The 15141-nt window shown below is 61.1% G+C and carries 12 protein-coding genes; 6 read left to right on the top strand and 6 right to left on the bottom strand.

The features are described from left to right. Positions 1-40: 40 nt before the first annotated feature. Entirely contained in the window at positions 41-2083 is a 2043-nt protein-coding gene (locus tag SB772_RS12485) for an alkaline phosphatase family protein (protein WP_410833556.1), read from the bottom strand. Positions 2084-2687: 604 nt separating this feature from the next. Between SB772_RS12485 and SB772_RS12480 the strand changes: the two genes are divergently transcribed. The 4 genes from SB772_RS12480 to SB772_RS12465 are packed head-to-tail and all read left to right on the top strand — an operon-like array spanning position 2688 to position 6984. Continuing rightward, positions 2688-5036: a TonB-dependent receptor gene (locus SB772_RS12480; RefSeq protein WP_410833555.1), complete on the top strand. Its 2349-nt coding sequence runs from the start codon at positions 2688-2690 to the stop codon at positions 5034-5036. 46 nt (positions 5037-5082) lie between these two features. Beyond that, entirely contained in the window at positions 5083-5808 is a 726-nt protein-coding gene (locus tag SB772_RS12475) for a MotA/TolQ/ExbB proton channel family protein (protein WP_410833554.1), read from the top strand. Then, complete coding sequence (locus SB772_RS12470) at positions 5805-6203, top strand: ExbD/TolR family protein (RefSeq protein WP_410833553.1); 399 nt, start codon at positions 5805-5807, stop codon at positions 6201-6203. The genes SB772_RS12475 and SB772_RS12470 overlap by 4 nt, the downstream gene beginning before the upstream one ends. Then, positions 6196-6984 (top strand): energy transducer TonB, encoded by a 789-nt coding sequence (locus tag SB772_RS12465; protein WP_410833552.1) that lies wholly within the window; start codon positions 6196-6198, stop codon positions 6982-6984. The genes SB772_RS12470 and SB772_RS12465 overlap by 8 nt, the downstream gene beginning before the upstream one ends. 60 nt (positions 6985-7044) lie before the next feature. Here SB772_RS12465 and SB772_RS12460 read toward each other — a convergent pair whose 3' ends face one another. The 5 genes from SB772_RS12460 to SB772_RS12440 all read right to left on the bottom strand — a co-directional run bounded on the left by SB772_RS12460 (position 7045) and on the right by SB772_RS12440 (position 12375). Continuing rightward, on the bottom strand, positions 7045-7794 hold the full coding sequence (locus tag SB772_RS12460) for a GntR family transcriptional regulator (protein WP_410833551.1): 750 nt from the start codon (positions 7792-7794) through the stop codon (positions 7045-7047). A gap of 181 nt (positions 7795-7975) precedes the next feature. After that, the gene (locus SB772_RS12455) at positions 7976-9364 is read right to left on the bottom strand and encodes an MFS transporter (RefSeq protein WP_410833550.1); all 1389 of its coding nucleotides are present in this window, start codon (positions 9362-9364) and stop codon (positions 7976-7978) included. A gap of 157 nt (positions 9365-9521) precedes the next feature. Beyond that, positions 9522-10331: a sterol desaturase family protein gene (locus SB772_RS12450; RefSeq protein WP_410833549.1), complete on the bottom strand. Its 810-nt coding sequence runs from the start codon at positions 10329-10331 to the stop codon at positions 9522-9524. Between the two features lie 69 nt (positions 10332-10400). Beyond that, entirely contained in the window at positions 10401-11657 is a 1257-nt protein-coding gene (locus SB772_RS12445) for an iron-containing alcohol dehydrogenase (protein WP_410833548.1), read from the bottom strand. A gap of 19 nt (positions 11658-11676) precedes the next feature. Continuing rightward, entirely contained in the window at positions 11677-12375 is a 699-nt protein-coding gene (locus SB772_RS12440; RefSeq protein ID WP_410833547.1) for an alpha/beta fold hydrolase, read from the bottom strand. A gap of 150 nt (positions 12376-12525) precedes the next feature. On the opposite strand from SB772_RS12440, the gene SB772_RS12435 reads away from it, so the two are divergent. Next, a complete protein-coding gene (locus SB772_RS12435) occupies positions 12526-14001 on the top strand; it encodes an FAD-linked oxidase C-terminal domain-containing protein (protein WP_410833712.1) in 1476 nt (491 codons plus the stop codon). After that, on the top strand, positions 14001-15137 hold the full coding sequence (gene glcE / locus SB772_RS12430) for a glycolate oxidase subunit GlcE (RefSeq protein WP_410833546.1): 1137 nt from the start codon (positions 14001-14003) through the stop codon (positions 15135-15137). The genes SB772_RS12435 and glcE overlap by 1 nt, the downstream gene beginning before the upstream one ends. The last annotated feature ends 4 nt before the right edge of the window (positions 15138-15141 follow it).

Below are 15141 nucleotides of genomic sequence, written 5' to 3'. Positions count from 1 at the left end.
TACGTGGCCTGACCCCGCCACACGCGCGGCTCAAGCCCCATCAGAACGGCATCGCCCCTTTGGCGCCGCTCGGCTCGTCAGCATTCGCGTTGCTGCTTTGCTGGTTATCGCCGCCGTGACCATGATTCGAATCGAAATTGAACATGTCGAACAGGTCGCCGAGCGCCGGTGCATTGACAGGCACGTACGGGTTGTCGTTCCGCTGGACCGGATTCGGCAGGTTGTCGCGGCTGCGCCCGGTGATGGGTGGCAGCCCCCAGTTGCGTTCGATAAACTTCGCCAACGATGCGTGGTCGGCATAGCCGTGCGCGACGCGCCCACCCTGCGAATAAGGCGACACTGCGATCATCGGAATGCGCGGGCCATCGCCGAAGAAGTCAACTGGCTGGATATAACCCGAGTCATAGTAGCCGCCGCCTTCGTCCACGGTAATCAGGATCGCAGTACTGGCCCAAAGCTTCGGATTGCTCTGCACTGAATCGACGATCTTTCGCACGAACGCCTCATACAGGCCGAACTTTGACGATGTCGGATGCCCGTCGAGCTTGCCACCCGGCTTGACGAAAGATACCGCCGGCAAGTTGCCCGCGCTGATGTCCGCATACAGGTCGGTTGTATCGGCGAGGTGCGTATCGCGGACCTGCTGGTTCGTCATGATCGACGTCTCGTACAGGAACGGGTTGCAGATATTGCAGTAGACGCTGTTCGCCGGGTTGCTGACGAACGTGTTCCAGCCTTCGCCGTAGTACTTCCACGGAATGTGACGTTCGAGCAACGTGTCGCCGATCGTGCGAACCGGTGACGGCGGGATCGTGAACGGCGACTTCGTCCTGTCGAGCACCGTACCGTCGCCGTTATAGCCCGGGTTGTAGTTGTTCAGCAGGTAGTAGTGTTGCGGCGCGCAGTTCATCTTCGGATGGTACGAGAGCGACGCCAGATACTTGCTGATCGGCCCGACACCCGCCTGGCTCGTGTCCGAGCAGTCGCTATAGCTACCGCCCGAATAGCCGTCCTGCGTGTACCAGTTGTTCGTGCCCGCCAGCGGGTTCGGATTTTCGATCTGATTCGACGGCGGCACCGTCGCATTACCGTTGCCGTCGGTGTAGTAGTAGGCATCGGCGGCGCCGACCATGATGCTGTTCGCGCCCGTGCCGCCCATCACCGGCTGATGATAGTTGTCGCTGATCGTATAGGTGCGTGCGAGCTGGGTGAAATACGGCATGTCGCCCTTGCTCGCGTTGTGGAAGCCCAGCGCGTTTGAACCTTCCTTCGTGGTCTGGTCGCTGAACGGCGTGGGTTGTGCATTGCCGTTGCTGCCCGCGCCGATGGTCGTCTCGACCCACGCGAACAGGTCCATCAGACAGCCGCTCGGGTTACCGCGGGTGGCGTGGGACACGTCGCAGTCGGACTGCTGCCAGTTCTGGTAGAAGCGGTGCACCGGACCGCCCAGGTACTCGTCATACAGCGATGTTTGCTGCGGCGATTGCAGCGGGTAAGGGCCGCTTTGCAGCGCGTTGTAGTTCGCGACGCGTGTATCCTTTGCGCCTGTCGGCAAGCCGGACGCACCAGTCAGCAACTGGCCGATGTCGGACGCTTCGAGCGATCCGCCCTCGGCCTGTGCGGCAGCATTGTACGTCGCGTATGGAGCGCCGGTCGTATCGCTCGCCGCGGTGGCCGTGCCACCGGTGTTCGGCGAAGGCAGCGTGCTGTAGGGGCTCTTGATCGATGGCGCCAACGAGAACTGTGTCGTTCCCGTCACGGTGGCCTGGTATTGGCGTGCTTTCGCGAAGTTCGGGCCCGGCGAGCCGTCTGCTTGAATGATGCCTTGCGACAGCAGGTTTTGCACCGACTGCCCGTTCGCCGGCTTGTACGTGCCAAACACGTGATCGAACGTGCGGTTTTCACCAACGATCACGATTACATGTTTGATTGGCGTTTGCGTGGAAGATTCGTTGTCTTGATCTTTCGCCGCGGCGGTGCCGGGCGATGCCGCGAACGCAAGGGCGGCGACGCCCGCGCATGCCGCGAGAACGGCTGGAACTTTTGAAACATAGCGTCGTTTGGACGCTTGGTGCTTTCTCATCTCTGCTCCGTTATTAAGGTTGACCACCTTGCCGGACCTTACTTACGGAGCATGACTACGGCGAGACAGTAATGCTTCAATTACCTTTCCACCGCGCCGTTCGACGCGCAGTGCCTGCACGTCCGTGGCAAGTGATCAGGTCGCTAATGCCTTGAAACCATTAAAAGTTCAGGCTGAGAAGGATTCGGCTGTTGCGGGTGCGCGAACCGTACGACCGTTTTTTGCGAATACTCAATTGACCTAAACAGCAAGAATCGTTTCACGATCGACTGCATCACGTTAAATTCAGTAACTTTGCTTGCCGTGTTGAAATTGGTTGTGCGAGTCCTGCTCGGGCCTTGGGTCAACTTTCGTACTTCGCTCGTCATGCAGCGATGAACGCGGCAAAAAAACAAACACCGGGCTGTTTCATTTTAATTTGCAATGTTATAACATTGCCGTCTGCAGCGCATTTCACGTTGCCCGCGCAAAAGTTCCCCCCGACATAGCGGTGGCATAGAGCAGCGCGCCCTGCGGCATCGCTTCGTACAAGGGCAAGCGAGCGATAACGCACGGGACTAACTGCGCCGTGCGATGCAACTTATTCAATAACGGCATTAAATCGATGAAACATCGCACACTTTTCTCTCACGCGGCGCTGCTGCTCTTCGCGCAAACAATAGCGGGCCACGTCTGTGCGGCGCCGAGCGACGCCTCAATAGGCGGCCTCGTCACGGATAGTCTCGGCAAGCCCGTAGCGGACGCCAACGTGGTCCTTCAAACCGCAACCGGGGCGTCGGCAGGAACAGCAAAAACCGATGCAAGCGGGCACTTCTCAGTGCAGGACGTCGCGCCGGGGACCTATGCGATCGTTGTTACCGCGACGGGCTTTGCTAGCGGGAGCAGCGTCGCCACTACCAGCCCCGCAACTGCAAGTTCCGTTACCGTCGCGCTCACAAAAAGCGACGCGATTGACGTGCAGGTCAGTGCGCAGCGCCTGGACCAGGCGCGCAACGGACTGTCGCCGGAAACCGGCAGCAGCGTGTACCGCATGACCGACGCGGACATCCGCAACATGCCGCAAGGTGAAGCGACGCCGCTCAACCAGGTCCTGCTGCAAGCGCCCGGGGTCGCACAGGATTCGTACGGCATGGTCCACGTGCGCGGCGAACACGCGAACCTGCAGTACCGGATCAACGGCATCATGATTCCGGAACCGATCTCCGGCTTCGGCCAGTCGTTCGATACCCGCATCATCGACCAGGTTGACCTGCTCACCGGCGCGCTTCCCGCACAATACGGGTTGCGGACCGCCGGCATCGTCGATATCAAGACCAAATCAGGCGAAGCGGGCAACGGGGGATCGATAGACATCTACGGCGGCAGCCACGGCACCGCGCAGACAAGCGGCAACGTGTACGGCACCCAGGGTGCGCTGACTTACTTTTTCAGCGGTTCGGCCGGGGTCAACGACCTCGGCATCGAAGCGCCGACCTCGAACGGCTCGCCGCTGCACGATCACACCCGGCAAGGCAATGCGTTCGGCTACATGTCGTACCTGATTAACCCCCTCACCCGGGTCAGCGTCGTCTTTGGCACCGCGAGCAACCAGTTCGAAATTCCGAATACACCAGGGCAACCGACCCAATTCGTGCTCAACGGCCAGACCAATTTCGATTCCGCGGCGCTCAACGAAACCCAGAGTGAACTCAACAACTTCGCGACCGTCTCGTTGCAGGGGACGAACGGCGACAAGCTCGACTATCAGGTCGCGTACTTCACGCGCTATACGCGAACGAAGTTCAACCCCGATCCGATCGGCGATCTGCTCTTTAACGGCGTCGCTTCGGAAGACTTCCGTAGCAATTGGGCCAATGGACTGCAGGGCGATACCACCTACCGGCTGAACAGTTCGCACACGCTGCGCGCCGGCGTGTATTTCGAACAGGACCGCGCGGTCGCCAGCGACAGCGTCTCGGTGTTCCCCACTGTCGATGGCGCACAGTCCTCCGACCAGCCCTTCACGATCAACAGCGCGAGCACGACGATCGGCCGGCTCTTCGGCGTCTATGTGCAAGACGAGTGGAAGGTGAACGACAAGCTCATCATCAATTACGGGCTGCGCTACGACAAAATGAACGAAGTCGTCGACGCCAGCCAGTTGAGCCCGCGCATCGGCCTGGTGTACAAGGCGACGCCGAGCACCACGCTGCATGCGGGCTACGCGCGGTACTTCACGCCTCCCCCTCTCGAACTGATCGCGCCGACCACGGTGGCGCAGTTCAACAACACGACGAACGAGGCCGCGAGTTCGCAAAATTCGCCGGTGCGACCCGAGCGCAGCCACTACTTCGATATTGGCGTAACGCAGCGCGTCAGCTCCGCCGTCACGGTGGGCGTGGATGCTTACTACAAGAAGGCGACCGATCTGCTCGACGAAGGGCAGTTCGGCACCGCCCTGATCAACACGCCGTTCAACTACCAGACCGGCCACGATTACGGCGTCGAATTCACCGCCAACTATAAGGACGAGCATTTTTCCGCGTACGCGAACCTGGCGCTCAGCCGTGCAACTGGCGAAAACATCGTCTCGGGCCAGTTCAATTTCTCACCCGATGAACTTGCGTACATCGCCAGCCATCCCGTCAATCTCGACCACGACCAGTTGATCACCGGTTCGGCGGGGATCGCCTACACGTTTGCGCGCACGACCTACAGCGCGGATACCACCTTCGGCAGCGGCCTGCGCAGCGGCTTTGCGAACACGGACCATGTGCCGTTCTATCTGAATATCAACCTCGCGGTCATCCATCACTTCCAGGCGCCCCTTATTGGCAACTTCGATGGACGCCTGGTCGTGGTCAATCTGCTCAATCGCAGCTACCAACTGCGCGACGGTTCCGGAATTGGTGTTGGCGCCCCGCAGTTCGGACCGACGCGCGCCTTCTACGCAGGCATCACGAAATACTTTTAAACTGCCCGTGCGGCATGCCGCCACGTGATCAGGAAGTCACGACATCATGAACGATTTTTCTGAACTGTTTCTCGCCGTGCGCCTGGGCGGATGGGTCATCTACCCGTTGACCGTCCTCGCGGTGGCCGGCCTTGCGATCATCCTCGAAAAGGCATATTCGCTGCACCGGTTCGCGCGAATTCCAGCCCGCATCGACCAACTGATCGAGGCCCCCGTCGTCGATTTCGCGCAAACACGCGCGCAGATCGTTGCGCTGCCCGAGCGCCATGCGCTGCGCAGCTTCGCCACGCCGATTCTCGACGGCGGCAATGCGCCGATCTGGTGGGTCGAGTCACGTGCCGAGACCGCCGCGCAGCATATCGAGCGTGCGCTGAACCGCGGGCTGTGGCTGCTCGAAACCATCGTGACGGCCGCACCTCTGCTGGGACTGCTCGGCACGATCATCGGCATGATGCACTCGTTCCGGCTGATCGGCGGACAGGGCGTCGTGAATCCGACCGGCGTGACGGGCGGCGTCGCGCAAGCGCTGATCGCCACCGCGATCGGCCTGGTGATCGCTCTTGTCGCTCTCTTCGCGTTCAATTATTTTTCCCGGCGGGTCGGCGAGCTGCTCGATCACTTCGAGCGGGTCGGCACACGGCTGATCGGGCAACGCCGGCTCGACCAGGAAAATCCGGAAGGAGAAGCGCAACGCCGGCTCGACCGGGAGCGCGCGGAAGGGCCGGCGCACTTGCGGCTCGCCGGTGAGCATGCGCCGGGGCCGCGCACGTGAAACTGAAACGCTCAAGACAGGCTCGGCGCGGGAAGATCGAAATCATCCCGATGATCGACGTGATGTTCTTTTTGCTGGCAACGTTCATGCTCGCATCGCTTTCGATGCAGCGGCTCGATTCGATGAAGATCGACTTGCCGGGCGGCCAGGCGCAACGGCTCAATCCGGACACGCCGCTCACTCTTACCGTCACGCGTGTCAATGCCATCTTCGTCAACCGCCAGCCAGTGCCGCTCGCGGCGCTAGCGGGCGAACTGCGGCCCTTGCTGAAACCGGACGGCAACCTGGTGGTTGCTGCCGACGACGCGGCGTCGCACGGCGTGGTCGTCAAGGCGATGCTCGAAGCACGGAAAGCCGGCGTACAGCACTTCCTGATCGCCGTTCACCATGAGTAACATTGGCCGCCGCAGCAACACGGCCTTGCTGGACGAACCGAAGACACGCATCGCCGTTGCGACGGCCGTCGCGTTCGGGTTGTGGTGCGCAGCGCTCGTGCTCCTCGGAGGACTGCTCGTCACGCCTGAGATCACGCCGCCGTCCCCACCGAACCTCGACGCGCAACTTGTTGAGCTGGAGCCCCCGCCGCCTCCGCCGGACAACAGCAGGCCAGCGCAGGCTGCACAGGAAAAGCCGGCGCATCCGGTACCGTCGACACCGCCAACGAACGTTGCACATGCAACACCGCCGCCGATGCATCAGGCAGCTCCCGTGCACCAGCAACCGCCCCGGCACGCTGCCGCGCCTGCATTGGCCGCGGCGCGACCTTCACCCGAGCCGGTGACGCCGCCTGCTGCGCCCTCGTCCGTCACGACGCCTTCCAATGCGCAATCCGCCGCGCCGGCATCGGCGACGTCATTGGCCAGCGACGCCAATCACCCGGCAACCGCGCCCGACGCCGCGGGCAGCGGTCATACCGGTGCTCGCGTGATCACGCAGCCGCTACCGGAAATCCCGGACGACTTGCGAGAATCCGCGTATCACGCCGTTGCGCTTGCGCGCTTTTCGATTCACCCGGACGGCTCCGTCGATGTGCAACTGCTTCAGCCGACGCAACAGCCGCGTCTGAACCAGTTGTTGCTCGCCGCGCTGCACAACTGGCGTTTCTTCCCCGCCACGGAGAACGGCAAGCCTGTCGAGAGTCATCAAGACGTTCGCGTGCATCTCGTGGTCCAGTAGCGCACGATGTTTATGAGCCGATCTGCCTCATGCGCCGGGACGGGACACGCGCATTGACGCTCAGACTTCCGCGAGCGTCGCCCGAGTGAACGCCTCGATGTTATCGAGTAGCGCGTCGAGCGCCTCTCCGGCGGCATCGACATCTCCTTCGGCGATCGCCTTCGCGACCGCGCCGTGCAGCCGGGCCATCTCCGGAATGTCCGCTGCCTGCTTGTAGTGGAAGTACCAGAATCGCCGAGCCAGGCCGTGCATCAGGCGCATCGCCGCCTCGGCGAATTCATTTCGCGCGGCAATCAGGCACAGTTCGTTGAATTCGCGGTCAAGCCGCACAAAGCTGACGTCGTCATTTCTCTTTGACGCCTCCTTGAACTCCGCAGCGAGCTGCGCGAACACATCGCGCTCCTGAGGCGTAGCACTCTTGGCCGCGCTTCTGCAAACCAGCCGCTCGACCTCCCTGCGCGTCCTCAGCAGCTTGAGCTGCTTCTTGACGTCGATCTCCGGAACCAACAGCCCGCGCTGCGGCATGATCAAGATCAGGTGCTCTCGCGATAATCGCTGAATCGCCTCGCGGATGGGCGTACGGCCGATCCCCGTCATTTCGCTAAGCGTCAGTTCCGAAACGATGGTGCCCGGCGCAAGCTGCAGCGTGACGATCGCCTCCTCGATCTGAGCGTAAGCCTGCTCGGTCAGGCTTTCCTTGCGGCCGGGCCACGCCTCGTTCGCCTTCGAGGCGCGAGCGGGCGTGGAAGAGCGCGCCCGCGGAGTATTGGGTTTAGCAGCGGCCTTGGGGGCAACGGTGCGTGCGGCCATAAGTGATACCTAACAATCGCTTGCGTGAGATATCCGTATTGTATAGCAGTTGCGTCGCAGTGTTGACGATCGGCGGTCCACCACGCGGGACAAAGCCATGCGCGTATCGCGTCCGGGCGTGCGCCGATGACCGCGAGTCACACCGGCCGGACGCGAACGCACGCGGCATCCGGCATGACCGCTAGCGCGACAGGCTTTCGAGAGAACATCCCTTGGTCTCGACACCCAGAATCAATACCACCGCCGCCGCAATCACAAAGGACAGGGCGCCGAGCGAAAAAACCCCCGACTGTCCCGCATGAGGCAAGACCATCCCGACAACGGAGGGGCCTAGCAGCGAACCAAGCCGTCCAATCGATGACGCGAATCCCGACCCAGTAGCACGGATACGCGTTGGATAGAGCTCCGGGGTATAGGCGTAGAGCACCGACCACATCCCGAAGAAAAAGAACTGCATGCAAAGGCCCGCTCCGATCAATTGGACCAACGGCGCATGCGTCGCCGCAGCCTGTCCGTAAAGATACGCAAACGCGGCGCTGCCGAGCAAGGTGAGCGCGCATGCGGGCTTTCGGCCCCACGCCTCCAGCAACCACGCGGCGCACATGAAGCCAGGAATTCCTCCGACCGATATGACGATGGTATAGAACACCGACCTGGTAACCTCGTAGCCAGCACTTTGCAGCAGCGCTCCCAACCAGGTCGTCAAACCGTAGTAGCCGAGCAACGCGAAGAACCAGAGCGACCATGTCATCAACGTGCGGCGTCCATATCCGTTTGTCCACAACTGCACGAAGCGTGAAGCGCCTGCGACCTGAGCGGCCGGAGTGGATGACACGGCCGAAACTGGCGGAAGGTCCATTCCGCGCAGGCATTTCCTGACACTCGCCTCGATGCCCGCGACAACTGCGTCGGCGTCCATCGCGCGCCCCGCACTTTCCAGCCACCGCGGAGATTCGGGAACCCAATACCGAACCGCAAATACAAAAACCGCCGGCACCGCGAGTGCAATGAAGATGCCACGCCAGCCAACCAGTGGGAGCAGGAAATAGGTAGCAATGCCCGCAGCGATGAATCCGATAGGCCAGAAGCCCTCGAGAATGGCGAGGTATCGTCCGCGGTTCCTGGCTGGTACGATCTCGGAGACAATGGACAATCCGATAGGAAACTCCATTCCCATCCCAAATCCAAGCAACACGCGAAACACCATCAGCCATTCGACGTTCGGCGCGAAGCCGCAAAGCAGACTTCCCAGCCCCCAAAATATCATGCTGACCTGAAACACCGGCTTGCGGCCATACCGGTCGGCAAGCATGCCTGCGATCGCCGCGCCGATCAGCATGCCCAGGAAGCTCGAACTGGCCAATAGCCCGGCCTGCGTCGCGCTCAGGCCGAACTCGGTCTTGATCGAACCCAACACGAACGTCATGATGCCGAGATCCATCGAGTCGAACAGCCAAGCCGTGGCTATGACCGAGAAGACCAGTTTTTGATATCGGGTAAGCGGCAGTCTCTCAAGTCGTGCCGCCACGCCGTCCCTTACGTTGACCACGTCCGGTGTATGCATTTCCATTGTCTCTCTCCAACCTGTCTCGCAGGCTTTGTGGCATATATTAATTAGATATACATAACATCTTGCCAGTTATCGCAGAACGATTACCTCCTCTCTCTTTCATTACACGACGAAATTGACTATCGATACTGCAAGGCCCCGAACAGGCCGGACGCTCTCAAACAGTTGTCATCACGCGACGTTCTTCTTCGGAAAGTTCGGGACCGTCCAGCGTCACGCGGGAATGATCGTTCCGGAACCTGGCTATCACCGGCCGCAGTTCTTCCTTGACGTATTTGTCGCTATATCCGTTGAATAGCGTTCCCACCAAACCCCGGCGCAGGTCGCTCGAGCCAATCACCCAGTCCGCAATGGGAAACGTGAGATTCATGTTGTACTTCATCATGATTCCCATGTTGTGATGCGCGGTATGGTGGCGTCGAATGGTGTTGATGAACGGCATATTGCGAACGAACCAGTTTTCGCGGACATGGCAGCAGTAGTGGAACGTCTCATAGATCAGGTACTGTGCAACCATCGTCAGGAAAACGATGTAGCCGGCATTCAGGTTGATCAGCCTCGACGCGATATAACCGAGCGCCGTGCCGCCGATACCGAGCGTGATCAGAACGCGCCACGGGAAAAATACGATGCGGAACTCGCGGGTAGTGTCGATCGTGGGTTCGAGATCGGTGAAGTACTGATGATGTTCGCGCGTGTGTCGTTCATAGATCGCGCGCAGAGCGAACACATTGATGCGGCGATGCATGACGAAGCGGTGCATGCCCCACTCCACAAAATTCCCGGCCAGGAAAACCGGAATAACCAGCAACCATTCCCATCGCGACGCGTGCAACTGCGTGAGGCAGTAGTAGATCGCCGCGACTCCGGCCAGGTACAACACGGATATATGCAGCAGCCCGTTGTAGAGCGGACTGATGTTTGCCTTGTAATTCTCACGGAACTTCCGTTGTCGTTCGGTCATCACGATGCCTCTCCTTTGTTGACTTCCAGTACTGATATATTAGTTGAATGTTAGTAGAATAAAAGATACTTTTCACTTGTTCGATGTAGGGGCTTTCCCTAGGCGGCCGTGGTAAGCATTACGTACAATCCGACCATACGCATCCTCGACATCGCAGACCGGAAACGACTTCGCAAGCCGCGTAACCGCCAGCGCATCACGGGTCAGCGAATCGAGCGAAGCCTGCGCGATTCCCAGATCCTTGAGAGTGGTCGGGATGCCCAGATTGGCAACGAGGTCGCGCAGGAATTCGGTCAATTCGCGTACGGCGTGCTCAGGACTTTCCCCGTAGATGCCGAAAATCTGGGCAATCTCTGCGGTTTCCGTCAGCCGGTAAGCAGCAAGTGCATCGACTACATAGGGAAGTACCACTGCGTTCGTGGTGCCGTGCGAGCGGTGCGTCATGCCCGCGACTGCATAGGCAACGCCGTGCACGGCGTTCAGGCCGGCGCTGCCGTATGACAGCGCCGCATAGATGCTCGCGTAGCACATGCCGGTGCGCGCTTCCACGTCGGCGCCGTTGTCGTAACAGCGCTTCAGATACCGTGCGCACAGCGATATGGCCTCTCGCGCGAAAAGCATCGTCAGCGACGAGCGGCCGCTGTATCCCGGGTCGGGATGCCCGCCTCGGTCGTATTGCGCCGAGTCGAGCGTTAGATAGGACTCGATTGCATGCGTCAATGCATCGATACCCGCGTCCGCGGTCACATGCGGTGGGCAGGTGTACGTGAACTCGGGATCGATGAGCGCAATGTGTGGACGCAGCGAGTTGTCCATGACAGCAACCTTGGTCGCATTGCCCGGATCGACCAGAATGGCTCCGGGAGTGGCTTCCGACCCCGTCCCCGCCGTGGTGGGCAGCGCGATCAACGGGATCGGCCTGTCCGCCGCCGTCAGCCCGCCGACAAAGTCGCGCACTGGCCGGCCACTCGGCAGAGTGATGCAGAGCGCCTTGGCAAGGTCAATATTGCTGCCGCCCCCAAGCGCAATGACGTGATCGGGTGCGCTGCCTCCCAGGGCGGTCCGAACGGCCTGCGTGGCGCTGTCGCAAAGCGTTGTGGTGGGGTCTGCCTCGCCTCCGTCGAACACGATTGTCTCGATACCGAGCGAAGAAGCCGATCGCACGTACTCGTCCACCCAGGGTGTCGACTTCACGAAGAAGGGATCGGTAACGAGCACGCCTTTGCGATATCCCAGACGGGCGACCAGCGCCGGAAGTTGCGAGCGCGAGCCAGCGCCGATGATCAGCCTTCCCGGAGGACAGAAATGGATAAGGTCTTCGGTTCTCATGTGAGTTCCCGGTTAGGCGTTAACGGTTGAGGAACGCGCGCATGGCGTTCGCGACCGCGTCGGTGTGTGTCACCGGCAGCGAATGACCTGCGCCGGGGAATATCTGCAAGTCCGCCCCCCGGATTTTCCCGGCGAGGGAACGCGCGCATGAACTCGGGCAATCGGTGTCGTCAGCGCCGTGCAGAATCAGCGCCGGGATGTCGAGGGAGGCCAGAATCGCACCTTGGTCACTGTTTCGGACGGCCGCCCAGGTCCGCGCAACTGCATCGTGGTCGGCCGCCTCGCGCAGTTCCAGGCGCTTTTCCCGATCTGCAATTTCCCGCATGAGCGGCTCGCCATCCGCAGCGCCTAGCCAACGCACCTCGCGTATCGAAGACGTCCCCGAGATCAGGACGACGCCTTCCGGCGCACGCGCCTCCGGTCGGGACAGGTATTCGAGCGCAACCGAGACGCCCATGCTCCATCCCGCCAGCCAATAGGACCGCTCTCCGATTGCGATATTGATCGCATCCGAAAGGTCGTCGGCGAATGCATCGAGGCCGTAATCCTCGACCGACGAGCCGCGCGCGGCGCCACCCCTTCCCCTCAGATTCGGCAGGACGAATGTCGCGTCGGCCGCCAGCTTGCGAGCGACCGGCATCCAGACCGAACGGGTGCCCTGAATACCATGCACAGCAACAACGAGGGCCTCGCCCTCGCCCGCTTTCGCAATGTCCACATCTCCTCCGAATATTGATTGTATCCAACTAACATATTACACTGGCGACAATGATATGCGTCAAGGAGTCTTTGCGCGGAGTACCCCGACGAATCACCGAACCGAGGTAAGCAATTAATGGAAAGTGTCGTGGAAGACAGCGGCGAATCGATGGCAACAGCTGCCCGAGCCCAGCGTGTGGAGAAGTTTGCAAGAGCGTTGGAACGCGAGGTGCCGGGCTGCACCTTGCTGACAGAAGAGGAAGACGTCGCGCCTTACGAGTGCGACGGCCTTGCAGCGTACCGGCAGTTGCCTTTGGGCGTCGTGCTAGCGGAGTCGGAAGCGCAGGTTCAGGGCGTACTCCGTATTTGCGCGCGCCTCGGGGTGCCGATAGTGCCCCGCGGCGCGGGCACCGGTTTGTCCGGCGGAGCCATGCCGATCCGTGAAGGTGTCGTGCTGTCTCTTGCGCGCATGCGCAAGATCACCGCTGTCGATCCGTACAGCCGCACGGCGACGCTGCAGCCGGGAGTTCGCAATCTCGCGATTTCCGAGGCTGCCGCACCTTATGGTCTCTACTACGCGCCGGATCCCTCATCGCAGGTGGCCTGCACGATCGGCGGAAACATCGCCGAGAATTCGGGCGGCGTTCACTGTTTGAAATACGGTCTCACCGTCAACAACGTAGTACGTGTGCGTGCCGTCACGATGGACGGAGAAATCTGCGAATTCGGCTCCGAGGCGCCGGATGCCCCGGGACTTGATCTGCTGGCAGTACTGATCGGCAGTGAAGGCATGTTCGCGATCGTGACCGAGGTCACTGTCCGCTTGATCCCGAAACCGCAGGTCGCACGAGTGGTGATGGCGAGTTTCGGCGACGTGGAATCGGGGGGAGACGCGGTTGCGGCGATCATTGCCGCCGGGATCATTCCGGCTGGACTCGAGATGCTCGATCGCGGGGCGACTCGGGCAGTCGAGGAGTTCGTGCACGCAGGCTATGACACGGATGCGGCAGCGATCCTTCTTTGCGAGTCGGATGGAACGGCCGATGAAGTCGCGGAAGAGATCGAACGCCTGACCAGGCTGCTTAAAGAGAGCGGCGCGACGCATGTCGAAACGTCGGCTTCCGAAGCGGAACGGCTGCGCTTCTGGTCGGGTCGCAAGAATGCGTTTCCAGCGGCGGGACGAATTTCTCCCGACTACTACTGCATGGACGGAACGATTCCGCGCCGCGCCATCGGTCGGCTTCTCCTTCGTATCAGCGAGATGGAAGCGCGATACAAGCTGCGTTGCATCAACGTATTCCATGCGGGCGACGGAAACATGCACCCGTTGATCCTGTTCAATGGCAACGACCGCGCTGAATGGCTGCGCGCCGAGGAATTCGGGGCGGATATTCTCGAGGCGTGCGTCGAATTCGGCGGAACAATCACGGGCGAGCACGGCGTGGGCATCGAAAAAATCAACTCGATGTGCGTGCAGTTCTCACCCGGCGAGCGGGATATGTTTTTTGCGGTCAAACATGCCTTCGACCCGCAACGGCTTCTCAATCCCGACAAGGGCATCCCTACCCGCGCACGCTGCGCCGAATATGGACGACTGCATGTGCGCGGCGGCGTGCTGCCCCATCCCGATATCCCGAGGTTCTGATGAACGATGTCATCGCAGATTCGACGCCCGGACCCGCCTGCGACCTGAATACCGCCGCCGCGGCCGCGCAAGAACAGTTCATCGCGACGATTCAGGAAGCCCGCGCCCGCGGCCGTAGCCTGTGTGTCCGCGGCGGCGGCTCGAAGGACTGGTATGGCGCATCTCGCACGGGAGATGTGCTCGACACCCGCGCATACCGGGGAATCGTTGCGTACGATCCCGCGGAGCTTGTCATTACCGCTCGCAGCGGCACGCTATTGGCGGAGATCGAACAGTTGCTTTCGTCGCATGGTCAGATGCTCGCGTTCGAGCCACCACACTTCGGACCAGGCGCGACGTTCGGAGGCTGTATCGCGGCGGGGCTCTCGGGACCGCGCCGCATGAGCGCCGGCGCCGTGCGCGACTTCGTGCTCGGCGCATCCATTCTCACCGGCCGCGGCGAACATCTCCGATTCGGGGGCCAGGTTATGAAGAACGTAGCGGGTTATGACGTGGCGCGACTGATGGCCGGGTCGTTGGGCACGCTCGGTTTGCTGTTGGACATATCCGTCAAGGTACTGCCGAATGCTCCGGCATCGGCCACACTCAGGCAGGAGCTGAATGCATGCGACGCCGTGCGTAAGCTGAACCACTGGGCGGGCCAGCCGTTGCCGATAACGGCGAGTTGCTGGTATGAAGGCGTATTGACGATTCGCCTCGAGGGTGCGCAGGCGGCAGTTCGCACCGCATGCGCCACGCTGGGTGGCGAGAAGCTGACAAACACGGCGGCCGACGTTTACTGGCATTCGTTGCGCGAGCAGCACCACAGGTTCTTTCGCAGCGCTGCGCCCGGCGCTACGTTGTGGCGCATCTGTGTGCCGACCACGACCGAACCCGCACAGCTACCCGACGCCGACGCGCAACTCATCGATTGGGGCGGCGGCCAGCGGTGGCTCTTCTCTCAGGACAACGATCAAAGGGTGCGCGAGCGCGCAGTTGCTTCGGGCGGTCACGCAACGCAGTTCCGGCACGCAAATCCCAACGCCGAAGTCTTCACCGCGCTTTCTGCACCCATAGCGGGTATTCACAACCGTCTTAAAGCCGCCTTCGACCCGGCGGGCGTGTTCAACCACGGACGTATGTTCGAAGGAATATAATCGT

Origin of the sequence: Paraburkholderia sp. SIMBA_030, assembly GCF_046535245.1 — a bacterium.
GTDB lineage: Bacteria > Pseudomonadota > Gammaproteobacteria > Burkholderiales > Burkholderiaceae > Paraburkholderia.
Note: the sequence above shows the minus strand (reverse complement) of the source record. Positions and strands in the feature narration are given on the sequence as shown.